The organism is Streptomyces sp. NPDC006798 (assembly GCF_040635975.1).
GTDB lineage: Bacteria > Actinomycetota > Actinomycetes > Streptomycetales > Streptomycetaceae > Streptomyces.
This window is the reverse complement of the sequence record NZ_JBEYIS010000011.1, coordinates 1-25,711: the sequence shown is the minus strand read 5'-3', so window position 1 is coordinate 25,711 and position 25,711 is coordinate 1. Positions and strand designations below refer to the sequence as shown.

At 71.2% G+C, this 25,711-nt stretch carries 23 protein-coding genes, 1 pseudogene and 1 riboswitch; of the genes and pseudogenes, 15 read left to right on the top strand and 9 right to left on the bottom strand.

Going from position 1 to position 25,711, the window contains the following annotated elements:
- Window positions 1–326 precede the first annotated feature (326 nt).
- The 11 genes from ABZ714_RS09790 (at window position 327) to ABZ714_RS09740 (ending at window position 12,331) form a co-directional block, all read left to right on the top strand.
- Window positions 327–1,412: a squalene/phytoene synthase family protein gene (locus ABZ714_RS09790; protein ID WP_358824639.1), complete on the top strand. Its 1,086-nt coding sequence runs from the start codon at window positions 327–329 to the stop codon at window positions 1,410–1,412.
- Between the two features lie 8 nt (window positions 1,413–1,420).
- The gene (gene hpnD / locus ABZ714_RS09785) at window positions 1,421–2,359 is read left to right on the top strand and encodes a presqualene diphosphate synthase HpnD (protein ID WP_358824638.1); all 939 of its coding nucleotides are present in this window, start codon (window positions 1,421–1,423) and stop codon (window positions 2,357–2,359) included.
- Between the two features lie 703 nt (window positions 2,360–3,062).
- On the top strand, window positions 3,063–4,460 hold the full coding sequence (gene hpnE, locus ABZ714_RS09780) for a hydroxysqualene dehydroxylase HpnE (protein ID WP_358824637.1): 1,398 nt from the start codon (window positions 3,063–3,065) through the stop codon (window positions 4,458–4,460).
- A gap of 65 nt (window positions 4,461–4,525) precedes the next feature.
- Entirely contained in the window at window positions 4,526–5,623 is a 1,098-nt protein-coding gene (locus ABZ714_RS09775) for a polyprenyl synthetase family protein (RefSeq protein ID WP_358824756.1), read from the top strand.
- A gap of 148 nt (window positions 5,624–5,771) precedes the next feature.
- Window positions 5,772–5,894: a hypothetical protein gene (locus ABZ714_RS09770; protein WP_358824636.1), complete on the top strand. Its 123-nt coding sequence runs from the start codon at window positions 5,772–5,774 to the stop codon at window positions 5,892–5,894.
- A gap of 74 nt (window positions 5,895–5,968) precedes the next feature.
- Complete coding sequence (gene shc, locus ABZ714_RS09765; protein ID WP_358824635.1) at window positions 5,969–8,062, top strand: squalene--hopene cyclase; 2,094 nt, start codon at window positions 5,969–5,971, stop codon at window positions 8,060–8,062.
- The gene (locus ABZ714_RS09760; RefSeq protein WP_358824634.1) at window positions 8,062–8,715 is read left to right on the top strand and encodes a 1-hydroxy-2-methyl-2-butenyl 4-diphosphate reductase; all 654 of its coding nucleotides are present in this window, start codon (window positions 8,062–8,064) and stop codon (window positions 8,713–8,715) included. The genes shc and ABZ714_RS09760 overlap by 1 nt, the downstream gene beginning before the upstream one ends.
- Window positions 8,716–8,720: 5 nt before the next feature.
- Window positions 8,721–9,743: an adenosyl-hopene transferase HpnH gene (gene hpnH / locus ABZ714_RS09755; RefSeq protein ID WP_358824755.1), complete on the top strand. Its 1,023-nt coding sequence runs from the start codon at window positions 8,721–8,723 to the stop codon at window positions 9,741–9,743.
- Between the two features lie 111 nt (window positions 9,744–9,854).
- Window positions 9,855–11,285, top strand: a complete 1,431-nt coding sequence (locus tag ABZ714_RS09750; protein WP_358824633.1) for an aspartate aminotransferase family protein — start codon at window positions 9,855–9,857, stop codon at window positions 11,283–11,285.
- An 89-nt stretch (window positions 11,286–11,374) separates the two neighbouring features.
- Complete coding sequence (locus ABZ714_RS09745) at window positions 11,375–12,007, top strand: XRE family transcriptional regulator (RefSeq protein WP_358824632.1); 633 nt, start codon at window positions 11,375–11,377, stop codon at window positions 12,005–12,007.
- A gap of 144 nt (window positions 12,008–12,151) precedes the next feature.
- Window positions 12,152–12,331 (top strand): DUF6126 family protein, encoded by a 180-nt coding sequence (locus ABZ714_RS09740; RefSeq protein ID WP_358824631.1) that lies wholly within the window; start codon window positions 12,152–12,154, stop codon window positions 12,329–12,331.
- Window positions 12,332–12,394: 63 nt separating this feature from the next.
- Here the strand turns inward: ABZ714_RS09740 and ABZ714_RS09735 are convergent, their stop codons facing one another.
- The gene (locus ABZ714_RS09735; RefSeq protein WP_358824630.1) at window positions 12,395–13,207 is read right to left on the bottom strand and encodes a tyrosine-protein phosphatase; all 813 of its coding nucleotides are present in this window, start codon (window positions 13,205–13,207) and stop codon (window positions 12,395–12,397) included.
- A gap of 467 nt (window positions 13,208–13,674) precedes the next feature.
- Window positions 13,675–13,834, top strand: a riboswitch (cyclic di-AMP (ydaO/yuaA leader).
- Window positions 13,835–13,839: 5 nt separating this feature from the next.
- Between ABZ714_RS09735 and ABZ714_RS09730 the strand changes: the two genes are divergently transcribed.
- Both ABZ714_RS09730 and ABZ714_RS09725 read left to right on the top strand, forming a co-directional pair.
- Window positions 13,840–14,850: a LysM peptidoglycan-binding domain-containing M23 family metallopeptidase gene (locus ABZ714_RS09730; protein ID WP_358824629.1), complete on the top strand. Its 1,011-nt coding sequence runs from the start codon at window positions 13,840–13,842 to the stop codon at window positions 14,848–14,850.
- 197 nt (window positions 14,851–15,047) lie between these two features.
- Window positions 15,048–15,848, top strand: a complete 801-nt coding sequence (locus ABZ714_RS09725) for an SGNH/GDSL hydrolase family protein (RefSeq protein ID WP_358824628.1) — start codon at window positions 15,048–15,050, stop codon at window positions 15,846–15,848.
- Window positions 15,849–15,927: 79 nt separating this feature from the next.
- Here ABZ714_RS09725 and ABZ714_RS09720 read toward each other — a convergent pair whose 3' ends face one another.
- The 4 genes and pseudogenes from ABZ714_RS09720 to ABZ714_RS09705 form a co-directional block, all read right to left on the bottom strand.
- Window positions 15,928–16,752 (bottom strand): tyrosinase family protein, encoded by an 825-nt coding sequence (locus ABZ714_RS09720; protein ID WP_358824627.1) that lies wholly within the window; start codon window positions 16,750–16,752, stop codon window positions 15,928–15,930.
- 17 nt (window positions 16,753–16,769) lie between these two features.
- Window positions 16,770–17,168: a tyrosinase cofactor gene (locus ABZ714_RS09715; protein WP_358824626.1), complete on the bottom strand. Its 399-nt coding sequence runs from the start codon at window positions 17,166–17,168 to the stop codon at window positions 16,770–16,772.
- A 316-nt stretch (window positions 17,169–17,484) separates the two neighbouring features.
- Window positions 17,485–18,348, bottom strand: coding sequence for an STM4011 family radical SAM protein (locus ABZ714_RS09710; RefSeq protein ID WP_358824625.1), 864 nt, complete (start codon window positions 18,346–18,348; stop codon window positions 17,485–17,487).
- Window positions 18,349–18,358: 10 nt separating this feature from the next.
- Window positions 18,359–19,699 (bottom strand): annotated as a pseudogene (locus tag ABZ714_RS09705) (STM4012 family radical SAM protein).
- On the opposite strand from ABZ714_RS09705, the gene ABZ714_RS09700 reads away from it, so the two are divergent.
- The gene (locus ABZ714_RS09700; RefSeq protein ID WP_358824624.1) at window positions 19,691–21,307 is read left to right on the top strand and encodes a recombinase family protein; all 1,617 of its coding nucleotides are present in this window, start codon (window positions 19,691–19,693) and stop codon (window positions 21,305–21,307) included. The pseudogene ABZ714_RS09705 and the gene ABZ714_RS09700 overlap by 9 nt on opposite strands.
- Window positions 21,308–21,468: 161 nt before the next feature.
- Here the strand turns inward: ABZ714_RS09700 and ABZ714_RS09695 are convergent, their stop codons facing one another.
- The 4 genes from ABZ714_RS09695 to ABZ714_RS09680 all read right to left on the bottom strand — a co-directional run bounded on the left by ABZ714_RS09695 (window position 21,469) and on the right by ABZ714_RS09680 (window position 24,966).
- On the bottom strand, window positions 21,469–22,803 hold the full coding sequence (locus tag ABZ714_RS09695; RefSeq protein ID WP_358824754.1) for a replication initiator: 1,335 nt from the start codon (window positions 22,801–22,803) through the stop codon (window positions 21,469–21,471).
- A gap of 326 nt (window positions 22,804–23,129) precedes the next feature.
- Entirely contained in the window at window positions 23,130–23,324 is a 195-nt protein-coding gene (locus ABZ714_RS09690; protein WP_358824623.1) for a hypothetical protein, read from the bottom strand.
- A complete protein-coding gene (locus tag ABZ714_RS09685; protein WP_358824622.1) occupies window positions 23,321–24,625 on the bottom strand; it encodes an FtsK/SpoIIIE domain-containing protein in 1,305 nt (434 codons plus the stop codon). Before ABZ714_RS09685 ends, ABZ714_RS09690 begins: the two co-directional genes overlap by 4 nt.
- Complete coding sequence (locus ABZ714_RS09680) at window positions 24,622–24,966, bottom strand: hypothetical protein (RefSeq protein ID WP_358824621.1); 345 nt, start codon at window positions 24,964–24,966, stop codon at window positions 24,622–24,624. Before ABZ714_RS09680 ends, ABZ714_RS09685 begins: the two co-directional genes overlap by 4 nt.
- A gap of 154 nt (window positions 24,967–25,120) precedes the next feature.
- Between ABZ714_RS09680 and ABZ714_RS09675 the strand changes: the two genes are divergently transcribed.
- On the top strand, window positions 25,121–25,711 hold a 591-nt coding region (locus ABZ714_RS09675; RefSeq protein ID WP_358824620.1), incomplete at its 3' end, for a GntR family transcriptional regulator.

Genomic DNA, 25,711 nt, shown 5'->3' with positions numbered 1-25,711 from the left:
GGCCGACCATGGCCGGACCGGTTTCGGAATGTGGTGGTGAGAGGATGGTCGACCACCGGTGCGGTGTGATGACGGTGACCACGGGGCCCCGGCTCGGCGCCCCGTGTTGTACGACGTAAGCTGGACCGGTGCCGAATCACGGCAAGTGGGGCGATCCGTCCCCGGCGCCCCTTCGGGAGGGCGGTCACCGCGTGGCAGAGAAGCCCGGCGGCGTGTCCGAAATAGGATGGATTGGATCAGCAGTGTAGAACGGGGGATGTGACGGCAATGATCGACGATGTCCAGCTCCGTAAGGCTTTCGCCGTCCCCGCACCGGGCAGTCCCGGATGACCGGCCGCCCGCGCCGTCGCGTGCCCCGTCCGGCGGACCCGGCCCGCGTCACCCGGACCGCCTCCGTCACCCGCTCCACCCTCGACAAGGCCGCGGCCGAGAACTTCCCCGTGGCGCCCTTCTTCCTGCCCGCCGCCTGGCGTGACGACCTGATGGCGCTCTACGGCTACGCCCGCCTGGTCGACGACATCGGCGACGGGGACCTCGCCCCGGGCGGCGCCGACCTGCGCGCCCTCGGCGTGGCCCCCGGCGACCGGGACGACCGGATCGCCGTACTCGACGCCTTCGAGACCGATCTGCGGCGCGCCTTCGCCGCGGCGGGCCGCCCGCTGCCCGCCGCTGTACCGGGCCGGACCGCGAGCCGAGTCGGCTCGGCCCCCGGCGCCCCGGTGACGCCCGGCCCCGACGGCACCGGGTCCGCTTCCGGATCCGACGCCACAGGCCCGGTGGCCGGGCCGCCGGGCCATCCGCTGCTGCGCGCCCTGGTCCCCGTCATCCGCCGCCACGAACTGACCCCCGAGCCCTTCCTCGGCCTGATCGCCGCCAACCGGCAGGACCAGACCGTCGGCCGCTACCCCGACTACCGGGCCCTCGCCGACTACTGCGAACTCTCCGCCAACCCCGTCGGCAACCTCGTCCTCCAGGTCAGCGGCACGCTGACGCCCGAACGGCTGCGCCGCTCCGACGCCGTCTGCACCGGCCTCCAGATCGTCGAGCACCTCCAGGACGTCCGTGAGGACCTCGGCCGGGACCGGATCTATCTGCCCGCCGACGACATGCGCCGCTTCCATGTCACCGAGGCCGATCTGGCCGCGCCGACGGCCTCGGCGTCCGTCCGCAGTCTCGTCGCCTACCAGGCCGACCGCGCCAGGCGACTGCTGGAAGAGGGCATTCCGCTGGTCGGCGGTGTGCACGGCAGGCTACGGCTGCTGCTCGCCGGTTTCGTCGGCGGCGGACTCGCCGCCGTGGACGCGATCGCCGCCGCCGGATTCGACGTTCTGCCCGGACCGCCCAAGCCCGCGAAACCGCGGTTGCTGCGCTCCGTGGGGGCCGTGTTGCATCGAGCACGAGGAGAGGGGTGAGCCGGACGATGGAAGGACCGACCGGCGTGTCGGCGGCGGTGCGGGCCGCGTACAGCTACTGCGAGGCGGTCACGGGAGCACAGGCGCGCAACTTCGCCTACGGCATCAGGCTCCTGCCGACCGAGAAACGCCAGGCGATGAGCGCGCTGTACGCGTTCTCCCGGCGGGTGGACGACATCGGGGACGGGCCGCTCGCGGCCGACGAGAAGAGGGACCGGCTGGAGGCCACCCGGGCCGTACTCGACCGGATCCGGCGGGGCGACGTACCCGACGACGACACCGATCCGGTCGCCGTCGCGCTCGCCGACGCCGCCCGGCGCTTCCCGATCCCCCTCGACGCCCTCGACGAACTGATCGACGGCGTCCTGATGGACGTCCGCGGGCGCACCTACGAGACCTGGGACGATCTGCGGGCGTACTGCCGCTGTGTGGCCGGTGCCATCGGGCGGCTCTCCCTCGGCGTCTTCGGCACCCAGCCGGGCGCGCCCGGCACCGAACGGGCCGCCGAGTACGCCGACACCCTCGGCCTCGCCCTGCAACTCACCAACATCCTGCGGGACGTCCGCGAGGACGCGGCCAACGGGCGGGTCTATCTCCCCGCCGACGACCTGGCCAAGTTCGGCTGCTCCGCGGGCTTCCACGCGGCCACCCCGGCGCCCGGCGCCGACTTCGCCGGGCTCGTCCACTTCGAAGTACGGCGGGCCCGCGCCCTCTTCGCCGAGGGCTACCGGCTGCTGCCGATGCTCGACCGCCGCAGCGGCGCCTGTGTGGCCGCGATGGCCGGGATCTACCGACGGCTGCTGGACCGGATCGAACGCGACCCCGAGGCGGTCCTCCGCGGCCGGGTCTCGCTCCCCGGCCGGGAGAAGGCGTACGTCGCGGTCCGCGGCCTCTCGGGCCTCGACACCCGCACCGTGGGCCGCCGCGTCCCGAGGGGACGCGCCTGATGCCCCGTCACCCCGATGCCCCCGCCCCGGCCGCTCGGGCGGCGGAGTACCGCTCCCCGCGCCCGCGGGGCTGTTCCGGCCGTCACGTCCCGGAGGGCGCGATCCTTCGGCTCCTCCCCGCGCGTGCGGGGATGGTCCCGCCGGGGGCTACGGGCTCGATCCGCCCGACGCGCCGTCCCCGCCCGGGCGGGGATACCGCCGTGCGCGAAGCGGCAACCGCAGGTCGGGAAGTGTGTTCCCCGCGGGTGCGGGGATGGTCCCCGGCCCGGATCGAAGCAGCCGACGCGCCGGGTGCGCACCCCGCGCCCGTGGGGGCCGGGGCGGATGTCTCGTACGCCGGATATCGCCGGGTCCTCCCCGCGCGTGCGGGGGAGTTCCCCGCCGGTACCCGCGCCGGGCGGCCGGGCCGATGTGCTCCCCGCGCCTGCGGGGATGGTCCGGCGGGCGGCTACGGGCTCGGCCTGCCCGAGGCGTCGTCCCCGCGCGTGCGGGGCTGTTCCCCGGTACCGGTACGAGGCGGGCGCCGGGCCGTCGCGCGTACGACTCCGGTGCCGTACGCGCCACTCGGCGCCGGAATCCGGGGCGGCCCGACGGCCGTTTCGCGCGTGTCCGGAGCGTCCCGGGCCGGTCGCGGGGGCCGCCCGCGGGCAACCGCCGGTACCCGCGGCGCGTCCCTGTGCTCGACGACCCGAGGGGAGACCGGATGAGCGACCACGACATCCGGCGTGACGGAACAGGCGACGCGGTCGTCGTCGGCGGCGGGCTCGCCGGGGCCACCGCCGCGCTCCGGCTGGCCGACGCGGGAGTACGCGTCACCCTGCTCGAAGGGCGGCCCCGGCTGGGCGGCCTCGCCTTCTCCTTCCAGCGTGGCGGGCTGACCGTCGACAACGGCCAGCACGTCTATCTCCGCTGCTGTACCGCCTACCGCTGGTTCCTGGACCGGATCGGCGGTACGGAGCTGGCACCCGTACAGGACCGGCTGGACGTCCCCGTGGTGGACCCCGCGCGCCCCGAGGGCAAGCGGCTGGGACGGCTGCGGCGCGCCGCGCTGCCCGTACCCCTCCATCTCGCCGCCAGCCTCGCCACGTACCCCCATCTCTCCCTCGCGGAACGCGCCTCCGTCGGACGGGCGGCCCTCGCGCTGCGCGCCCTCGACCCCGCCGACCCGGCGCTGGACGGGATCGACTTCGCGAGCTGGCTCGCCCGCCACGGCCAGTCGCCGCGTACCGTCGCGGCGCTCTGGGACTTGGTCGGCGTGGCCACCCTCAACGCCCGCGCCGCCGACGCCTCCCTGGGCCTGGCCGCCATGGTCTTCAAGACCGGGCTGCTCTCCGAGCCCGGTGCCGCGGACATCGGCTGGGCCCGGGTACCGCTCGGCCAGCTCCACGACACCCTGGTCCGCGAGCGGCTCGCGGCGGCCGGGGTCCGGACCGAGACCGGTACCCGGGTCAAGGACGTCACCCGGGCCGGCGGGGGCCGCTGGCAGGTCAGCACCGAGACCGAGACCCTGGACGCCGACACCGTCGTCCTCGCCACCGCCCAGCGCGAGACCCACGCCCTGCTCCCGGACGGCGCGCTGGACGCCCCGGACCGGCTGCTCGACATCGGCACCGCACCCATTCTCAACATCCATGTGGTCTACGACCGCCCGGTGCTCCGCAAGCCCTTCTTCGCCGCCGTGGGCTCCCCCGTGCAGTGGGTCTTCGACCGTACGGAGGCGTCCGGGCTGACCGGCGGCGGACAGTACCTGGCGCTCTCCCAGTCCGCCGTCGAGCACGAGATCGACGCGCCCGTCGCCGAACTGCGCGCCCGCTATCTGCCCGAGCTGGCCCGGCTGCTGCCGCTCTCCCGGGACGCCGAGGTCCGCGACTTCTTCGTCACCCGGGAGCGCACCGCCACCTTCGCCCCCACGCCGGGCGTCGGACGGCTGCGCCCCGGCCCCCGCACCCGCGCGCCCGGCCTCTATCTGGCCGGTGCGTGGACCGCCACCGGCTGGCCCGCCACCATGGAGGGCGCCGTACGCAGCGGACTGACCGCCGCGGGCGCCGCCCTCACCGAACTGGGCCGCCCCCACGAACATCCGCTCAAGGAGACGGCGTGAGCCTCGTCACCGCGACGACCGAACCGACAGAACCCACCGAAATCAGGGGAGAGACCGTGCCGACAGTGCCCTCGGCGAACCCGGCGGAAGACCAAGCGCCCGGCGGCGCGCCGGGCGCGGGCGGCACCGGCGGTGTGGACATCGCCGCACTGCTGGAGCGCGGCCGGGAGATGTCGGCACCGGAGCTGCGGGCCGCCGTGGGACGGCTGGCCCCGCCCATGGACACCGTCGCCGCCTACCATTTCGGCTGGATCGACGTCGAGGGGCGGCCCGCCGACGGCGACGGCGGCAAGGCCGTCCGCCCGGCGCTGGCCCTGCTCTCCGCCGAGGCGGCGGGCGCCCGGCCCGAGGTCGGCGTCCCCGGCGCGGTCGCCGTGGAGCTGGTGCACAACTTCTCCCTGCTGCACGACGATCTGATGGACGGCGACGAGCAGCGCCGCCACCGGGACACCGTATGGAAGGTGCACGGGCCCGCCCAGGCCATCCTGGTCGGCGACGCGCTCTTCGCGCTCGCCAACGAGGTGCTGCTGGAGCTGGGCACGGTGGAGGCGGGCCGGGCCACCCGGCGGCTGACCACCGCCACCCGCAAGCTGATCGACGGCCAGGCCCAGGACATCTCCTACGAGCACCGCGAGCGCGTCAGCGTCGAGGAGTGCCTGGAGATGGAGGGCAACAAGACCGGCGCACTGCTGGCCTGCGCCGTCTCCATCGGCGCCGTACTCGGCGGGGCCGACGACCGGACCGCCGACGTCCTGGAGCGGTACGGCTACCACCTCGGCCTCGCCTTCCAGGCCGTCGACGATCTGCTCGGGATCTGGGGCGACCCGGTCACCACCGGCAAGCAGACCTGGAGCGATCTGCGGCAGCGGAAGAAGTCCCTGCCGGTCGTGGCGGCGCTCGCCGAGGGCGGCCCCGCGTCCCGGCGGCTCGGCGAACTGCTCGCGGCCGACGCCAAGAGCTCCGACTTCGACTCGTTCTCGGAGGAGGAGTTCGCCACCCGCGCGGCGCTGATCGAGGAGGCGGGCGGCCGGGAGTGGACCTCGCAGGAGGCCCGCCGTCAGCACACCATCGCCGTCGAGGCGCTGGACGCGGTCGACATGCCCGGCCGGGTGCGGGAGCAGCTCGTCGCCCTCGCCGACTTCGTGGTCGTCCGCAAGCGCTGACCGCGAGCGCCGGCCGCGGCCCGCGGAGCGGGCGGCCCGGCCCGTAGCCGCGATCCGGCCGTACGGCCCGTCGGCGGCCACCGGCCTGCGGCACCGACCGCACCGGCCCGGTGGCCGGGCCCGCTCACCGGGGCGAGAGGGGCGATAGGTGGTCAATCCACCCGGCGAAACCCTCGACAAACCCGCCCCGGGCAACTATGACGGAAAATCCACGGAAGAGATGATCGCCATCACCTACACGCCGATACGCATCGCAGTCGCCGGCAGGTGACCTGAGTACCCGTTCACCCGCCGACGGCATACCCCAGCACAGCGCAGACGAATCACTGCACCGAAGGGGAAGCCATGACAGCGACGACCGACGGAAGCGGCGGGCCCGCCCGGGCCCGTACCACCGCGGAGACCGAGACAGCGACGGCCCTCCCCCCGGCGAACGGACTCGCCCCGGGGAGTACGGCCGCGGGGGAGCGTCCCGCGGACGGTCCGCCCGCCCTGGCCCACCGGGCCGTCGAACGCTCCGTGGCCCATCTGCTGGCCCGGCAGGACGCCGAGGGCTGGTGGAAGGGCGACCTCGAGACCAATGTGACCATGGACGCCGAGGATCTGCTGCTCCGGCAGTTCCTCGGGATCGAGGACCGGGCGACCACCGAGGCGTCGGCCCGGTTCGTCCGGGGGCGGCAGCGCGCCGACGGCACCTGGGCCAGCTTCTACGGCGGCCCCGGCGAACTCTCCACCACCGTCGAGGCGTACGTCGCCCTCCGGCTCGCCGGTGATCTGCCCGAAGATCCCCATATGGCCAGGGCCGCCGCCTGGATCCGGGACCAGGGCGGCATCGCCGCGACCCGGGTCTTCACCCGGATCTGGCTGGCGCTGTTCGGCTGGTGGCGCTGGGAGGACCTGCCGGTCGTCCCGCCCGAGCTGGTCTTCCTGCCCAAGTGGTTCCCGCTCAATATCTACGACTTCGGCTGCTGGGCCCGGCAGACCATCGTGCCGCTCACCATCGTTTCGGCCCGCCGCCCGGTGCGCCCGGCGCCGTTCCCGCTGGACGAACTGCACACCGACCCCAGGGTGCCCAGTCCGCCCCGGCCCCTGGCGCCCGCGCACACCTGGGACGGTCTCTTCCAGCGCGCGGACCGGATGCTGCACCGCTACCACCGGCTGGCCGTACGGCCGCTGCGGGAGGCCGCGATCAAGGAGGCGTCCCGGTGGATCGTGGAGCGGCAGGAGAAGGACGGCTGCTGGGGCGGGATCCAGCCGCCCGCCGTCTACTCCCTGATCGCCCTCCATCTGCTGGGCTACGACCTGGACCACCCCGTGATGAAGGCCGGCCTTGCGTCCCTGGACCGGTTCGCGGTCTGGGACGCCACCGAGACCGGCGCGCCGGTCCGGATGATCGAGGCGTGCCAGTCCCCGGTGTGGGACACCTGTCTCGCCACCATCGCCCTCGCCGACGCCGGACTCCCGGCCGACCATCCGGCGCTGGTCCGGGCCGCCGACTGGATGCTCGGCGAGGAGGTCGTCAGGACCGGTGACTGGCTGGTGCGGCGGCCGGGTCTGCCCCCCGGCGGCTGGGCGTTCGAGTTCCACAACGACGTCTACCCCGACATCGACGACACCGCCGAGGTGATCCTGGCGCTGCGCCGGGTCCGGCATCCCGATCAGGCCCGGGTCGACGCGGCGGTGGCCAGAGCCGGGCGGTGGACCCTCGGCATGCAGTCCCGGGACGGCGCCTGGGGCGCCTTCGACGCCGACAACACCAGCCCCTTCCCCAACCGGCTGCCGTTCTGCGACTTCGGCGAGGTGATCGACCCGCCGTCGGCCGATGTCACCGCGCACGTGGTGGAGATGCTGGCGTACGAGGGCCGGGCGAACCACCCCAGGGCCCGGCGCGGCATCGACTGGCTGCTCTCCCACCAGGAGCCGAGCGGCGCCTGGTTCGGCCGGTGGGGCGTCAACCACCTCTACGGCACCGGGTCCGTGGTCCCGGCCCTGATCGCCGCCGGGATCCCGGCGTCCCATCCGGCGGTCCGGCGGGCCGTCGAGTGGCTGCGGTCCGTCCAGAACCCGGACGGCGGCTGGGGCGAGGACCTGCGCTCGTACGACCACGACGAATGGGTCGGCAAGGGCGCGTCGACCGCCTCCCAGACCGGCTGGGCGCTGCTGGCGCTGCTGGCCGCGGGGGAGCGGGAGAGCGAGTCCGTGGCGCGCGGGGTGCGCTGGCTGGCCGGGACCCAGCGGGAGGACGGCGGCTGGGACGAGCCGTACTTCACCGGTACCGGCTTCCCCTGGGACTTCTCGATCAACTACCACCTGTACCGGCAGGTGTTCCCGCTGACCGCCCTGGGGCGCTATCTCCACGGCGAACCGGTCCCGGGCCGCGAGGCCGCAGGCGCGCGGCCGGTGGCGGCCGGCGCCCCGACCGGCGGCGAGGGGAGTTGATGGCCCGCCCGGCGGCCCCGGACGGCCCCGGGACGCCGCTGCTGATCGCCTGTGCGCTCGGCATCGAGCGGCTGGCCCTGCGCGGCGGCGACCACGGGGGCGCCCGGGGCCCGGTCACCGTACTGCGGACCCGGATGGGCCCGGTCAACGCGGAGCGCGCGGTCCGGGCCGCGCTGGACGGCGGTCCGCTGCGGCACGCGGCCGTGGTGGCGTCCGGGTTCTGCGCCGGTCTCGCCGCCGGGATGCACCCCGGTGATCTGGTGATCGCCGACGAGACCAGGATCGACGGCACGGCGACGCCGTGTACGGATACCGCCCTGCTGGCCGCCGCGGTCGGCAGGGCGCTGCCCGGCCGCCGGGTGCACACCGGCCCGCTGACCGGATCCGACCATGTGGTCCGGGGCCCCGAGCGGGCCGAACTGCGGGCCACCGGCGCGATCGCCGTCGACATGGAGTCGGCGGCCACCCTGCGGGGCGCGCTGGCGGCCGGGCCCCGTCCGGTTGCCGCCGTCCGGGTGGTCGTGGACGCCCCGGAGCATGAACTAGTCCGTATTGGCACGGTACGCGGTGGAATATCAGCCATCCGTGTTCTTCGTGCCGTACTTCCCGCTTTTCATGAATGGCACCGTTCTTTGTCGCTCCCCAGGAGGTGAGCCAGATGGTCATGCCGCTCCGTCAGTCCATCAGGGTCGGGACCTATCTCTTCGAACAGAAGCTCCGCCGACGGGAGAAGTTCCCCCTCATCGTCGAGTTGGAGCCGCTCTACGCCTGCAATCTCAAGTGCGAGGGCTGCGGCAAGATCCAGCACCCGGCCGGGGTGCTCAAGCAGCGGATGCCGGTCGCCCAGGCCGTCGGGGCGGTCCTGGAGTCCGGCGCCCCGATGGTCTCCATCGCGGGCGGCGAACCGCTGATGCATCCACAGATCGACGAGATCGTCCGGCAGTTGGTGGCCCGGCGGAAATACGTCTTCCTCTGCACCAACGCCGTGCTGCTGCGGAAGAAGATCGAGAAGTTCACCCCCTCCCGCTACTTCGCCTTCGCCGTGCACATCGACGGACTGCGCGAGCGGCACGACGAGTCCGTGGCCAAGGAGGGGGTGTTCGACGAGGCCGTGGCGGCGATCGAGGAGGCCAAGCGGCGCGGCTTCCGGGTCACCACCAACTCCACCTTCTTCAACACCGACACCCCGCAGACCGTGATCGAGGTACTGAACTACCTCAATGACGACCTCAAGGTCGACGAGATGATGATCTCCCCGGCCTATGCCTACGAGAAGGCGCCCGACCAGGAGCACTTCCTCGGCGTCGAACAGACCCGGGAGCTGTTCCGCAAGGCGTTCTCCGGCGGCAACCGCGCCCGCTGGCGGCTCAATCACTCCCCCCTCTTCCTCGACTTCCTCGAAGGCAAGGCGGACTTCCCCTGCACCGCCTGGGCGATCCCCAACTACTCGCTCTTCGGCTGGCAGCGGCCCTGCTATCTGATGAGCGACGGATACGTCCCCAGCTACCGCCAGCTGATCGAGGAGACCGACTGGGAGAAGTACGGCCGGGGCAAAGACCCGCGGTGCGCCAACTGCATGGCCCACTGCGGCTACGAACCCACCGCCGTGCTGGCCACCATGGGCTCCCTCAAGGAGTCGCTGCGGGCCGCCCGGGAAACCGTCACCGGCAACCGGGGCTGACCCGGCACACCCGCCCCGGGCCCCGCGCGGCCCGGGGCGCCGGGTGGCGGCGGGACCGGTGTCCGGCCCGTACACCCGCCGCCACCGCCGCCGAAAGGAGAGCCCCACCAGATGACCCAGCCGCCGCAGCACCGGACGGCCGCCGACCCCCCGCACCCGGACGGCGGCTTCGACCTGAACCGGCTGCTCGCCGAACGCGGGGGCGAGCGATACGCCCTGCACACCCGGCACCTCAACCACCAGCTGCCCCGGATGCTCCGTACCATCGGCTTCGACCGGGTCTACGAACGAGCCGAAGGCGCCTACTTCTGGGACGCCGACGGCCACGACTACCTCGATATGCTCGCGGGTTTCGGCGTGATGGGCCTCGGCCGCCACCACCCCGTCGTCCGCAAGGCCCTGCACGACGTCCTCGACGCGTCCCTGGCCGACCTCACCCGCTTCGACTGCCAGCCGCTGCCCGGACTGCTGGCCGAGCGGCTGCTCGCGTACAGCCCCCATCTCGACCGGGTGTTCTTCTCCAACAGCGGTACGGAGGCCGTGGAGACGGCCCTGAAATTCGCCCGCTACGCCACCGGCAGACCCAGGGTCCTCTACTGCGACCACGCCTTCCACGGGCTGACCACCGGCTCCCTCTCCGTCAACGGCGAGGCGGGCTTCCGCGACGGCTTCGCCCCGCTGCTCCCCGACACCGCCGTCCCCCTCGGCGACCTCGACGCCCTGGAGCGGGAGCTGCGCCGCGGCGATGTGGCCGCCCTGGTGGTGGAACCCGTCCAGGGCAAGGGGGTGTACGAGGCGCCGCCCGGCTATCTGGCGGCCGCCGCGGAACTGCTCCACCGGCACAAGGCGCTGCTGATCGCCGACGAGGTGCAGACCGGCCTCGGCCGTACCGGCGACTTCTACGCCCATCAGCACGAACCCGGGGTGGAACCCGATCTGATCTGTGTCGCCAAGGCGCTCTCCGGCGGCTACGTCCCGGTCGGCGCCACCCTCGGCAAGGACTGGATCTTCCAGAAGGTCTACTCCGCCATGGACCGGGTCCTGGTCCATTCCGCCAGCTTCGGCTCCAACGCCCAGGCCATGGCCGCCGGGCTCGCGGTGCTCTCGGTGATCGAGGACGAGAAGCTGGTGGCCCGGGCCCGGACCACCGGCGATCTGCTGCGTACCCGGCTGGCCGGGCTGGTGGACCGGTACGAGTTCCTGGCGGACGTCCGCGGCCGCGGCCTGATGACCGGGATCGAGTTCGGCCGCCCGTCGTCGCTGGCCCTGCGGGGCCGCTGGGCGATGCTGCAGACCGCCCGCAAGGGCCTCTTCGCCCAGATGGTGGTGGTACCGCTGCTGCACAAGCACCGGATTCTCACCCAGGTCTCCGGCGACCATCTGGAGGTGATCAAGCTGATTCCGCCGCTGATCATCGGCGAGCCGGAGGTGGACCGCTTCGTCACCGCCTTCACGGCGGTCATGGACGAGGCCCACAGCGGGGGCGGACTGCTCTGGGACTTCGGGAAAACCCTGGTCAAGCAGGCCATGGCACAGCGCTGACCGTCAGTTCGAAGATCATGCGTCCGGGAATTTTTTGCCTCTGGGGCAAGAAAGTTGCCTCAGAGGCATTTTCCTGGCGCAATGGACGTATGCAGAGTCCTCCCGGGGGCCACCCCCCGGACCCCCGATCCACGGCGCCCGGCGGGCCGGAAGCGCCGGAGTCGCTGCCCGACGTGGCGCCCAGGCTCCGCGATCTGCGCCGCCGGCGCGGACTGACCCTGGAGGCCGCGGCCCATCGCGCCGGGCTCTCGCCCGCGCATCTCTCCCGGCTGGAGACCGGCCGCCGCCAGCCGTCGCTGCCGATGCTGCTCGGTCTCGCCAGGATCTACGGTACGACAGTCTCCGAGCTGCTGGGGGAGTCGTCGCCGGAGCACGACCCGGTCATCAGGGCCGGGAGCCGGGAGCCGTCCCAGGCCGACGGGTGGACGTACCACCAGGTCGGCGGAGCGGGCCGGGCCATGCAGTCGCTACGGCTGATCGTGCCCTACGGCGCCCAGGGCGAGCTGGTCCGCCAGCACCCCGGCGAGGAGTGGCTCTACGTCCTCGACGGCCGGGTCCGGCTGTCGCTCGGCGACACCGCGCACGAGCTGGGCCCCGGTGACAGCGCGCACTACGACTCCCTCACCCCGCACCGGATCACCGCCGCGACCAGGGACGGAGCGGAGATGATCTTCGTCCATACGCTGCTCCAGAGCCCCGATATCTTCCATCCGCACTTCTGACGGCCCCGGGCCGGTCCGGCTCCGCCGCCCGGTCCCCGACGACCGTCAGAACCGCCCGACCGGTCCCGGTGACCGGCCGGGAACCCCTTCCGGCCGGGCCGGGAGACAGCCCCGGCCCCCGGGCCGGAGAAAGCAGAGGCCGTCATGGTCGAGAACCCCACCGCGGGCGAGGGCACGGCAGTCCCCGCCGACCGGCCCGTCCGCGAGCGGAAGGAGGAGGGCAAGTTCCCCAAGGGGATCTGGATCCGGCTCTTCGCCTATCTCGTGGCCGGACATGTCTTCGCGGGCTTCCTCTATCTCCTCTTCGAGGTCGGCGCGAAGTAGCCGTCGGGAATACGCCCCGGGCCCGTCAGGCGCCGGGGGCGTCGGGTGTCGGGGCGCCGCTGGTCAGACCGAGGTGAGCAGCCGCTCCCGCAGCCGGTCCCGGGTCTCCGGGGTCAGGCCGAGACCCCGGGACAGATACTCCTCGGTTCCGCCCCAGGCCGTGTCGATGGTGTCGAACGCGGCCCGCAGATAGGCCGGGCGCGCGTCGAACAGCGGGCTCAGCAGCTCCATCACCTCGCCGGACGTCCCGGCGGGCGCGTCGTCGGCCCGCCGGACCAGATAGCGGCGGTGCGGATCGTTGGACTTCAGATAGTCCGCCTCGATCGCCTCCCGCTCCACCCCGACCGCCAGCAGGGTCACCGCGATCGAGAGACCCGCCCGGTCCTTGCCCGCGGCGCAGTGCATCAGGGCCGGGACGCTGTCCTCGGCCAGGGTGCGCAGTACCCGGCCGTGCTCGCCGGTCCGGCCCGCGATCAGGGTCCGGTACGACTCCGTCATCCGGTCCGCCGCCCGGCCGTCCGCCAGCAGGGACCGCAGCTGGGGCAGATCGCCCCGGTGGACCACCTGCCAGAACTCGGCGCCGTCGGCGGGGTCGCTCAGCGGCAGATTGAGATTCCGTACCCCCGGCAGGGTCACGTCCGGGCCCTCGATCCGGATATCGGCCGCGTTGCGGAAGTCGAAGATCGTATGGAGGCCGAGACCGGCGAGGAAGGCGGTGTCGCTCCCGGTGGCATGGGCCAGATGGCCACTGCGGTAGAGGCGGCCGTGGCGCACCGTCCGCCCGTCGAGGGTCGGCATGCCGCCGACGTCGCGGAAGTTGCGGACCCCGGCCAGCTCGGGCTCGGTGGACGGAACCTGCGGCACCTGCTGCGTCACTGAGGGCTCCCTGTGGCGTCACTGCCGTCGGCTCGGACGCCGACGGTGGCGTGAACCCGACGATACGACATCGGTTCCCTCGGGCAATCTTCTTGTCCGACCGGGCCGGAGCGGTGCCGTCACGGTGTCCGGGCGGGGCCGGAGAGCGGCCGAGCCATCAGAGGATCGTAGGGTTCTGTCCGTATTCATGCCCAATAGGTGCTTGGTCGAACATGCCCTGTCTCATGGGGAGATGGGTGGTCGTCATGAGCAGGATCACAATCGTGACGTTGTGTGGCGGGGGGCGCCGGGCGTGACGCCCCCGGCGCTGGGGAGTTGACCCCGGGGTCTCCACGGAGGGTGACCGGCCCCGGGGTTCCCGCAAGATCGACCCCGGCCGCTCCCGTACCGCTTGGCTTGTTCCTGACGACATGGCCGGTTTAGGTTCACCGGACTCCGGACGGACCGCCGAATCCTGCCGCCGCCCGGACTTTCCTTCACCCGAACCACGTGGCAGGAGCGGGGGACCCAGGTAGTACGCCGATCCGGGCGACCGGACGGCTCGGGGTGAAGCCGTGCCCGACGGGCGCGGCCGGGCAACTCCAGCCCGAACCCGACAGCTCACCTCGCAGGCGCCGGAGAGGAATCGCGCCATGCCCGGAAAGGGTAAGCACCGCCGTCCCCGGACGACGGTCATCACACGCGGCATCGTCGCCGCCGGCACCGGCGGAGCCGCCATCGCCCTGCCCCTGATCGGGGCCACCGGCGCCCACGCCGCCGAACCCGCCGCCCCGGTGACGGCCGCCGTCGCCCCGGCCGCCCCCGCGACCCCGGCCGCCGCCGGGAAGGCCGCCACCGGAGCCACGACCTATGTCGTCGTCGCCGGTGACCATCTGTCCGGGATCGCGTTCGAGCGCGACGTCGAGGGCGGCTGGCAGCAGCTGTACGCCGACAACCGTACGGCCGTCGGCGACGACCCGTCCCTGATCCACCCCGGTCTGAAGCTCACCCTGAACGGCGGCGGCGCCGAGCGCCCGCAGTCCGGGACCGGCGACAAGCCGGCGAAGGCCGAGAAGAAGGCCGAGAAGAAGGCCGAGAAGAAGGCGGAGACCGGCAAGGCCGACCGCGCCTCCCGCGACGGCGCCCGGGCCGCCGCCCCGGCCCCCGCCGCCGAGCCCGCCCCGGCGAAGGAGGCCGCCCCGGCCCCGGCCGCCGAGCCCGCCGCCGCGGAGCCCGCCCCCGAGTCCGCCCCGGCCACGGGCGGCTGGTCCGCCCCGGTCGACGGCGCCGTCAGCACCCCGTACCGCGCCTCCGGCGCCATGTGGTCCAGCGGCTACCACACCGGTGTCGACTTCGCGGTGCCCACCGGGACCAGCATCAAGTCCATCGGCCCCGGCACCGTCGTCTCCGCCGGCTGGGCCGGTGCGTACGGCAACGAGGTCGTCATCCAGCACACCGACGGCACCTACTCGCAGTACGCCCATCTCTCCTCCCTCTCCGTCGCCGCCGGCCAGACCGTCAGCGGCGGACAGCAGATCGGCCTCGCCGGTTCGACCGGCAACTCCAGCGGCCCGCATCTGCACCTGGAGGTCCGTACCGGACCGGGCTACGGCTCCGACATCGACCCCGTCGCCCATCTGCGGAGCCACGGCGTCGACCTCTGAGCCCGCTGAGCGCGCCGGGCCCGGCTCGACCTGCTGAGCCCGTCGGGCGGGCCGAGCCCGCCGAACTCGCGTCCCCCACGACACCCCTGTCGTGGGGGACGCGGTGTATTCCCGGCCGGTCGCGGGATCACGGTGTGATAGATCACGGCCCGTCAACCCCTCCCTACGGTCGCGTAGGTCACATCCGGGAGGGGAGGATGGTTGCCGTGGGAGACGATTCGAGCACAGTGATGACCGGCGGGATCGGGTCGTACGCGGCGATCGGTGACAGCTTCACCGAGGGCGTGGGGGACCCGGGACCCGATGGAACCTACGTCGGCTGGGCGGACCGCTTCGCGGTACTGCTCGCCGACCGCGTACCGGAAGGCACCTTCCGGTACGCCAATCTGGCCGTACGCGGCCGGCTCCTCGACCAGATCGTGGCGGAGCAGGTGCCCAGGGCGCGGGCGCTCGCCCCGGACCTGGTGTCGTTCTGCGCCGGGGGCAACGACATCATCCGCCCGGGCAGCGACCCGGACGACGTGGCGGAGCGGTTCGAGCGGGCCGTCGCCGAACTGACCGGGGCCGTCGGCACCGTCATGGTCACCACCGGCTTCGACACCCGTGACATTCCGGTACTGCGCCATCTGCGCGGCAAGATCGCCACCTATACGGCCCATGTCCGGGCCATCGCCGACCGCTACGACTGCCCGGTGCTGGACCTGTGGTCGCTCCGGTCCGTACAGGACCGCCGGGCCTGGGACCCCGACCGGCTCCATCTGTCGCCGGAGGGGCATACCCGGGTCGCCCTGCGGGCGGGTCAGGTGCTCGGGCTCGACATCCCGGCCGACCCCGACCAGCCGTGGCCGCCGACTCCGCTGCGGGGCACGCTGGAGGTACGGCGCGACGACATCCAGTGGGCGCGCGAGTACCTGGCGCCGTGGATCGGACGGCGGCTGCGGGGCGAGAGCTCCGGCGACCATGTGGAGGCCAAGCGGCCCGATCTGCTGCCGCTGTGACGCCGGGTCCGAGGGCCCGCCCGTACCGGGAGCGGGCCCTCGGACGCGGTCATCCGGTCATCCGGTCACACCGGGACCGTCAGGCGTAGGTGTACCACTGGGTGTGGTCCAGCAGACTGGCCGGTGTGGTGTTGGTCCACGGGGCCATGTTCTCGTTCAGGGCCACCGCGCCGGTCGTGCTGGTGCTGGGCAGGTACTCGGCGCTGGCCGGGTGGAGCGCGTGCCAGTCGGCCCAGAGCTTGTCGACATAGGCGTGGTGCAGCCAGAACACCGGGTCGTTGGGGGACGTGGCGGTCTCCATGTGGCCCCAGACCCACCGGTGGACCCGGTTGTGCATGGCGTAGTAGCCGTCCGCGCCCTCCAGCCGGGCACGGAAGCCGCTCGAACCGTCCCGGAACGGCGCCGAGTCGTAGGTGGTCAGGGCCAGGGCGTCGGCGACCTGGGCCGCGGTGGGCAGCGTCGGGACCCAGCTGGCGAGAGAGCGCTTGAGGAACACCCCGGTATCGACCCCGACGGTGATGTTCCACTTGCCCGTGGAGTAGGCGAACGGGCCGTCCATGACCTGATCGTCCAGGGCGCGGCCGGTGCCGCCGAGGAAGTCCGGGGCCCAGAGGGACGACGCGGGCGTGTTGTCGACCGTCCAGTCCCAGTAGGGGATCGACACCGTCGCGTCGACCTTCTTCAGCTCGGCCTCGAAGTCGATCAGGTACTTGCGGTGCCAGGGCAGGAACGACGCCCCGAAGTGGCCCACGTAGACGCTGGTGTTCATATCGAGGGCGAAGCGGAGCCGGTGGGCCTCGACGAACTGGTCGTAGACGCCTATTCGCTTCACCTCCAGCACGGCGTCGGTGAACTTCTTCTTCTCGGCGGTGGTGAGGCTCGCCTGGTTCTTGCGTACGGTCATGTCGCGGGCTCCCCGGCTCAGACGGTGGGCATGAAGGGAACGAGCTGGGCGCCCTTGAGGCTCTCGACCGCGCCCCGCGCGGCGTCGAGCGGGGTCTTGAACCGTGAGTAGTGGTTGACCGCGCTGCTCCAGCCGTACTTGTCGTGCTTCATGATGTGGAGTTCGCGGCCGTCGATCAGTACCTGGTAGCCGCCGTGGGCGGCATGGGACTTGGCGGCGTGTCCCTCGGCGGGCAGCCCCTGGATGCGGCGGCCCTGGAAGACCTCGTCGAAGGAGTCGAGTCCCTTCGCGGGGCCGTGCGTGGTGTGGCCGCCGGAGGAACCGACGGCGGTCGCGGTGGCGACCCCGATCAGTGCCGTGCCCGCGGCTGCGCCCGCGGCGGCCCCGATGACCTGGCGTCGGGTGAATCTGGACATGACGAAACGACCTCCGGGAATCGTGGTGGAGGGCGGCCCCGGGGATGTCCCGAGGACGCCGCGGCCATGACTACCCGGGCCGTCGGCTTCGCAGTAGGGCGCCGAGGTCGGTTGGCTGCCATTGGGTCATGTCTTCGCAGGTCATCACGTTGCAGCCGGTGCTTCTCGGCGCCCGGCGCCCTGAGCCGTCACCCGCCGCGGTGAAGATTCTGTCGTGAAGGCGGGGTGAATATGAAGATCCTTCGGTGGAGCGGCGGCGCCGGAGATCCCGCCCATGATCGGAACATGGCCGGAAATCGGGCCATGTTTTCGGGGTTTATGTCCCGGATGGCGAGATCCCCGGCGCCGGAATCCGTTCCAGCACCCCACCGGCGAAGACGTCGTACAGCGGCAGCGACTCCAGATGGACATAGCCGATATGGCAGTCGCAGACCGCCAGCGGACAGGCCCTCGGGCGGAGCGCCGCCCGGTAGGAGCCGTCGTAGAGATTGCCCAGCTCGGCCCGGACGAAATGACAGCGCCGGACCGTTCCCTCGCCGTCGACGGAGATCACCGACTCGCCCGTACGGCAGGGCAGCCCCGCCGAGCGGTGGGGGCGTCTGCTGTACGGGAACAGCGGGTCGACCGCCGTCCAGGCGTCGGCCTCCGCGTCCTCGTAACCGCGGCCCTCCGCCGCGTTGACCCAGAGATAGACCTGGTCCGGGAGGTCGGCGCGGAGCCGCAGGGCGTCCTCGCGGTGCTCGGGCAGCCCCACGATCCCGACACTGAACCGGATGCCCCGGCCTGCCAGTTCACGGGTCCGGGCCAGGAACCGGTCGTACGGCGTCTCACCCGGATGGTACGTACACCAGAGCGCCAGCTTCTCCGGGTCGGCGTCGGCGAGCCACTCCGTACGGCAGCTGAGATTGGTCTGGATCGCCACCCGGCGGATGTGCGGCAGCCGGGACAGCTCCACCAGGGTCCGCCGGTACCAGGACCGGACCAGACCCTCGCCCCAGGGGGTGAAGAGGACCGAGAGGCGGTCCCCGGTCTGCTCGGCGGCCCAGTTGGAGAAACGTTCCAGCGCTGCCCGGTCGGCCCGGAGCTGGTCCGGGGTGTCCCGGCGCTTGGCGAAGGGGCAGTAAGGACAGTCGTAGTCGCAGGAGGCCAGCGGCCCCCGGTAGAGCAGCGTCAGATCCATGACGACGGCCTCACTTCGGCTCGTACGCGGTCATCCGCGCCCGTACGGCGGGGGAGAACAGCTCGGGGCCCAGCGCGTCCGAATGCGCCAGCCCCTCGGGGCTCAGCCGCAGCAGACCGGCGGGCGCCGACCCGTCCAGCCAGCCCAGGGCCGTGAACCGGGCCAGTTCGGGGCCGAAGTCGTCCCCGGGGTCCCGGCCGAAGCGCTCCCGGTAGTCGGCCACGGCCAGGCCCCGGGCCTGGAGCAGCGACTGCAGCAGATGGCGGCGGCGGGACTCCGCCGGGTCCATCGCGAAACCGACCTCGGCCCGGCCGAAGTCCTCGGTCCCGGTGTAGTCGTCGATGATGCCCCGGACCTCGGACGCGGCCACCGCGTAGTCGAACGAGTAGTGCAGCCGGGAGGTGTAGGAACGGGCCCCGCAGCCCAGGCCGATCATCCCGTCGGTCTGGCAGGCGTAGTCGTCGGGGCCGCGCGCCGCTCCGGCGCCCGGGGCGTCGGTCCGCCGGAACATCCGCATCGACACCTGCTCGTAGCCCTGGCCGAGCAGCAGATCCCGGCCCCGGCGGTAGAGCGACAGCCGCCGGGCGTCCCACTCCCGGTCGCTCTCCCGGGCCCGCCGGTCGAGGCCGGTCAGCGGCCGGACGTAGAGGGGATAGAGATACAGCTCCTCCGGCCGCCAGGCGAGCGCCGTCTCCAGGGAGTAGCGCCAGCTGCGTTCGGTCTGACCGTCGATGCCGTAGATCAGATCGATGTTGAGGACCGGGATCCGGCTCTCCCGGATCCGCCCCAGTGCCGCCTCCACCTCGGCCGTCCGCTGGGGGCGGACCGCGGCCCTGGCCTCCTCCGCGACAAAGCTCTGCACCCCGATGGAGAGCCGGGTCGTGCCCCGGGCGGCGAGCACCGCCAGCCGGTCGGCGGTGGCCGTCGACGGAGAGGTCTCCACCGCGAGCGGGACCGCCGCCAGATCGGCGCCCATCCGCTTCTCGGCGATATCGCAGAGCCGCTCCAGCTCGTCGGCGGTGAGGAAGGTCGGCGTACCGCCGCCGAACGCGGCGGCGGCGAACCGGACCGGCCCGTCGTCCCCGAGCGCGTCCCGTACCGCCGTCGCCTGCCGGTCCAGAGCGTCCAGATAGCGCGTGGTCAGCTCGTCGGGGGCGCCGATCCGGGTGAAGAGATTGCAGAATCCGCAGCGGATCTCGCAGAACGGTATGTGCAGATAGAGGGAGAGCGCGTCCTTGCGCTCCCCGGCCCACAGCTCGCGCAGCGCCGGACGGTCGTCGCCCAGCGGACGGTAGGCGGTTTTATGGGGATATCAGTACACGGATGAATGTATGTTAAGGGCATGAGCCAAAGAGACCTAATCGAGCGTGCGCACTGGGGCAACCTCGAAGGTATGCGGATGGCGGGACTGGTCCGTCTGTCTTTCGAGGTCGACATCACGCCGATCGCAGATATGCCGGGCCAACGGGTGCCGTTAACGGGATATGACATCCGGGGACGAGAGGAGCAGGAAAAGGATGTTCGGGAGTTCGTAGAGAGTCGGGGCGGAATCTACGTCTACACCTACGAGGAGCCCGACACGTCAGCATGGAAGCGTAAGCGTATCCGTCAGCCAGATGGAAGCATCATCTATCGAGTACTTCGCCCCGTACTGGAAGGAGCCTTCGGGGATCTCAAGATCGGGAAGGCGCCCAATGGTGAAACCCTCGATGGTTTGATCGTTTACGATATCGACCGCCTCACGCGAGACAATCGTCACCTTGAGGATGCGATTGAAGTTGTGGAGAACTTCAAGAGGCCGATCCTTGACATCACTGGCACGCTGGATCTCCTTACCGATAACGGGCGAAACGTGGCCCGTGTTGTCGTGGCAGGGAGCAACAAGTCGTCAGCAAATATCGCCCGCCGCGTAAAGCGAAAGCATCGAGCTATGAAGGCGGCGGGCCTGTCCACAGGCGGGCCGCGTCCTACAGGCTGGAACGCGGACAAGCGCACCCTCCACCCCAAAGAGGCAAAAGAGCTAAAGGATGCAGCGCGCAAAATCCTTGAAGGCGCCTCACCTTTCACGATCGCTGCCGGATGGGATCGTAGCGGATTCACCACGCCGAAGGGTAACCGGTGGACTGGTTATGCGCTCAAAACCATTCTCCGCAATCCGCGAATCTGCGGATTCAGCTATAGGTACGTATCTACTTTCGACCCCCTGACTGATGCCGAAAATAGGCGCATCGAGGTCGTGGTAGATGGAGACGGGAAGCCGGTTAAAGGCCTCTGGGAACCCATCATTAGCGTTGAGGAATGGGAGGCTTTGAAAGTAATTCTCGGAGACAATCCCAAGCCCGGTGATGGGCACAACGCTCGCAAGTACCTGAGCACCGGCACTCTGCGACACGACAAGGAAGGGTGCGGCGCGCGCTTGCGAGCAATGAAAGCACCCAAGAGAGCGAAAAAGCCGGAAGGGTTCTTCTACTACGTCTGCCCAACACGGTCATCCGGTGTCGGATGCGGCGGCGCCACAATCCCTGGTCCCGAGACTGACGAAGTCGTAAAGAAGCTCGTAATAGCAAAATACGAGCTGGAGGCAACCCGTCGATCTGCCACGCAAGAACCCGAACCGTGGTCTGGCGAGCTAGAGCTCACGCGGCTACGCGAAGATATTGAGGATTGGAAGGAGCAGCGGGCGGAACGGAAAATCGGTAAAGAGGCTTTCTTTAGCTTCCTCGCGGAAGCGGAGGTTAAGGAACGGAACCTACTTCGCGAACGCGCGACGTATCTAAGGAAAGTCAAGGTGAGTCAGAGTAAGCCTGTAGATCTCGCGGCGATTTGGGAAGATCTCTCGATCGCCGAGAAGAGGGCCTACATTGAGCGCACTCTCACCACAGTTCTGGTTGCTCCAGCTGTAGGGCGGGGGCGTCCGGTGAGGGAACGCCTAACCCCCGTATATAGAGAAGAAATCTAGACGGGAGCCCCGCCACGGAATTCACTTTCCGTGACGGGGCTTCTTAGTTTGCACCTTGACGCCGAGTATGGCGTTCATTTGGCGCCAGCGAGTTTCGGACCACTTTGGGGCGCCCTGCGCCTGCCTCTTGGCCCATTCCCAATCCGCGTCTTCCCTCTGATCTACTGGCATGCTTCCGCCTCTATTTCCTCGCGGAAGAATTCCCGAGTCAGCGAGAGGCTTTCTGCGATTTCCGTGGCGATGAGCGCGGCGCCGGGGGTGTGGCCTGAGTCGAGGTACCGCCAGTGGTGTTCGACGGCGGTACCAGGGGTGGCCGTGGGGCCGACGTGTTCGGCGCGGTCGGCGCGTAGGGCTGTGTAGGTGGTGGAGTAGGCCCGGGATTTGGTGAGGATGTGGCCCCGGTATCCGAGGGTGTGTGTCCAGGGGCGGAGCCGGAGGGGTCCGTATTCGGGGAGTGCGCCGAGCCGCCAGCACGTGTGCATGAGGGTGCGGGCGTGTTCAGTGGCGGGAACGGTGTCGATGTCGGCGCGGTGGCGTATGGGGTGGTCTGCTCCGGCTCCGGTGTCCCGGGCGCCTTTGGCGACGTACTTCGCGATGTAGGCGGCCACGGCGTCGTCACTCGGGCCGCTGTCGGTGTCCGCCTCTGTGACGGTGCGGGCGTCGAGCTGAGGCCCCCAGCCCAAGGCCAGTTCCCCAACAGCGCGGCTGTAGGGGGTGCGGACGGCGACGCTGTGGGCGGCCCTGCGGACGGCGTGGGTGAGGGTGTCGGCGGTGCCCCAGGCGGGCGGTGGGTCGTCGGGTCCCCCGGGGCCGTCGAGGCGTACGACGGCATGGAGGTGAATGGCTGCTCGCCGCTGGTACTCGGCGATCTTCGCGAAGGAGAGCCGGGCGTGATCATGGAATCGGGCTTGGGCCGCGCCGGCGATCGTGGCGAGGTGGCGCCGAACGGCACGGGTGAAGCGGTCCCAGAGCTGCCCCGCGTGTGCGTGCCACAGGATGTGGGTGGGGTAGTCGTAGCAGTCGGCGCACAGGGGCTGTCCGGCCCGGGGGTCGGTGGCGGAGTGCCGGGCGGCGCAGCCGAGGGGGCGCCCGTGTTCGCAGACATCGGGGGGGCGGCGGGGGCGGCACGGCTGGTCGTCGGTGGCTCGGTGGACGGCTCCGAAGGAGGGGGCGGTGAGGGTGAGGAAGAGGCGGGGGCGGTCCCTGACGGATACCGGGACGGTCTTGCCGCCCGTGAGGCCCGCGCGGACGAGGTGGTACGTGTCGCCGGAGTGGAGGCGCGAGCAGGGCGCGCAGACGGTGGCTCGGCGGTTTCCGCAGCGGATGAGGAGACGTTCGCCGGGTTCGTCGCGGGTGGTGTAGTGGTGGAGGACTTCACCGGTCGTGGTGTCGCGTGTGGTGGTGGTGCCGGAGAGATGGACCGGGTGGGAGCATCCGCCGGTGGCGGTGACCTGTTCGAGCCAGCGGGGAAACTGCGGGTCCCGGGCGAGCCGGATGGCGTCGCGGTCTGTTTCGGTGAGGTGGCGCAGGCGCGCCGAGTGGTCGAGTTCGGCGCGCCTGCCCGCCGGGGTCGTGTGGTTGGGGGTGGTGATGGTGGGGCCCTTTCGGGGTGGGCCGCTCTAGCGGCGCGGAGGGTGATGGAGGGCGGGTGATCGTTCATGGCTGCTCCTCTGGTCGATGAGCGGATGGGCGGTGAGTCAGCGGATGGTTCCTGTGCCCCGGCAGCAGCGACAGCGCCGCAGACGTCCGGTACGGGTGGTGCGGTGACGCTCCCCCTTGCAGATGGGGCAGCGCACGGGGCGCATCGGCATGCGACCTCCTGTCAGGTGCCGGTGAAGCCGGAGACGGCCCAGGTGACGACGGAATCGACGGTGAAGACCACCGGCGTCTGTCCGAGGTAGATGCCGAACAGGCCGATAGAGACTGCCTGCCACACCTTCACGTCGCGCGAGCGGACGAGGAGGACGGTCACGATTCCGAAGATCAGGGCGAAGGGGATGGCCGCCTGCTCGCTCATATGTCGTCCCCTTCCTGCTCTCCGGTCATGGCGCGGTCGAGGTGGCGCAGACGGGGGGTGAGAACGGCGTACCGGGCCGCGGTGGCGGCTGCCTCTTCCGGGGTGAGGGGGTGGGAGCGGGCGCGTTCCCAACCGCCGTCGGGACCGGTGCAGATCGCCACGCCGGGTTCGCCGGAAGTGATCGACTGAGCGGCGGCTACGGCATCCTTGTCGAGGTCACCCAAGGTCATCTCAGCCGTCCCGGGGTCATGGACCCGATGGCAGATCCGGCCGCCGAGCTGAGCCCGCAAGGCCGTTACCCCCGGGCCGAGATCGGAGCCCACACGCTGCCCGGCGACCACCAGGTGAATGCCGAGTGCGGCACCGAGCTGGACCAGGCGCAGAAGCATGGTGGAGCACTGTTCAGCTTCGGCCCGGCCGGTGCGGGTGCCATCGGAGAGGTACAGCTCCGCCACCTCGTCCACGATGACCACGATCGGGACGGGCCGCACCTTCGGCGACAGTTCCCAGATGGAGCGGACATCCCCTCCCCGGCACAGCCGTGCCCGCTGATGCAGCTCGATGAGAAGCCCGCCGAGGAGGGCGACCGCTTCCCGGCGCGAGGTGGCCAGGGCCGACAGCCGGGACCCGAAGGGCCCCAGTTCCATGCCGCCTTTGCAGTCGATCCCTACCAGCGCAACATCCTGCGGAGCGAGTTCGGCGATCAGCCGGGCGAGGAGCGTGGACTTGCCCGACCGGGTGGCCCCCGTGATCAGCCAGTGCGGCACCACCAGCAGATCGAGCACCCAGGCCCGGCCGGATTCGCGGATCCCCACCAGGGCGGACAGCAGCGCTTTCGGAGCGGTCGCCAGCCCGGGGCGCGCCAGCGGATCGGTCCCGAGTGCGGTGAGCCGCACAAGGCCCCGTTCCGGGGAGGTGACCCGGACCGCGTGCACCTTCCACGCATGGGTGAAAGCGTCGGCCGCCGCCCGGTAGACGGCCGGGGTCTGCCCCGGACACATCCGTACCGTCACCGACAGCCCAAGCCGTGTCGCCCTGGGGAAGGAGACCCGGGGGATGACCGGGCGCAGCGCTTCACCCTTCACCACCAGGTCCCCGAGCAGGGCGCGCGGCGGACGCCTGTTCACCGTCAGGTCGTTGAGGGGAGTCACCCGCCGCCAGGTAGACCAGACCCTCAGCGCCGCCAGCGGGTACCCGGCGATGTACCAGTGCCCGACAGGGCAGCGGCGCCGTAACAGCTCTCCCCCGCCCAGAACCCAGACGAGCGCGACGGCCGCCAGGACCAGGAGCGCCGCACTCATTCCGCACCCCCGGACTTGCCCGTGCCGGTCGGAACGGGGGTGATCGCGTTGGCCCGGAAGCTGATTCCGTGCCGGTCGCCCATGGCCCAGGCGAACGCGACCAGGCCGGTCACCCGGACCTCCGTACCCTCGGTGACGCCCTTCTGGTCGCCCGGCACCGCGATCTCGATCACCGAGATCCGACGCGCTTCCTGACGGACCATCACCGCGACGGTCCACACCGGGTTGCCCTCCCGGTCCTTCTTGACCTCCTTGGTCTCCGCGTTGCTGTACTTCACCTCCGGCGGGATGGCGCACCGCAGTACGCCCAGCCGCGCCGTGTCCACAGGGATGGACTGCATGTGTGGTGGTCTCCTTGACCTCGCGGACATCAGTCGGCTGACGTCACTTGTCGTTACGAGTGAAGAATATGCATGTCTTGACTCGCGGAGGCAAGCACTTATGCTGACGAGTGACGTAAGTGACTCTGAATCGATCCGACGACGGAAGGCCGACATGTCAGGCATCAAGCGCCCCGGACCCCTGTACCAGCAGGTGGCCGACGCGATCCGGCAAGGCATCGAGGAAGGGGAGTACCCGCCCGGAAGCCCTCTTCCCTCCGAGGCTCAGCTCATCGAGGAGTACCAGGTCAGCCGCCCCACCGTGCGCAACGCGGTCGCCGCACTTCGGTCCGAAGGGCTCATCGAGGTACGGCACGGCAAAGGCAGCTTCGTCAAGGGAGTGACCGCGCCCCACCTGGCGATCGACCGGACCCTCACCCGCGCCGGAACCACGTACACGACCGGTGGCCCCTCATGGCAGGAGGCACACGAGGCCACCGTCTACCGGACGCGGACCACAGCGGAGAACGCGCCGCTCCTCGGACTGGCCGAGGGCGAAGCGGCGTTCGGCGTAGACCGAGCCCTGATCGACCCGGATACAGGCACCCGGGCCACGCACCGGCTGCTGATCCCGTTCGCCACCGCCGACCAGGCCCAGGCCCTCACGGAGAATCCCGGCGCCCCCGTCGAAGAGATCTACGCGGCACTGGCCCAGGCCGGACACAAGCTCACCTGGTCGGAGACCGTACGGGCCCGCATGCCCCAG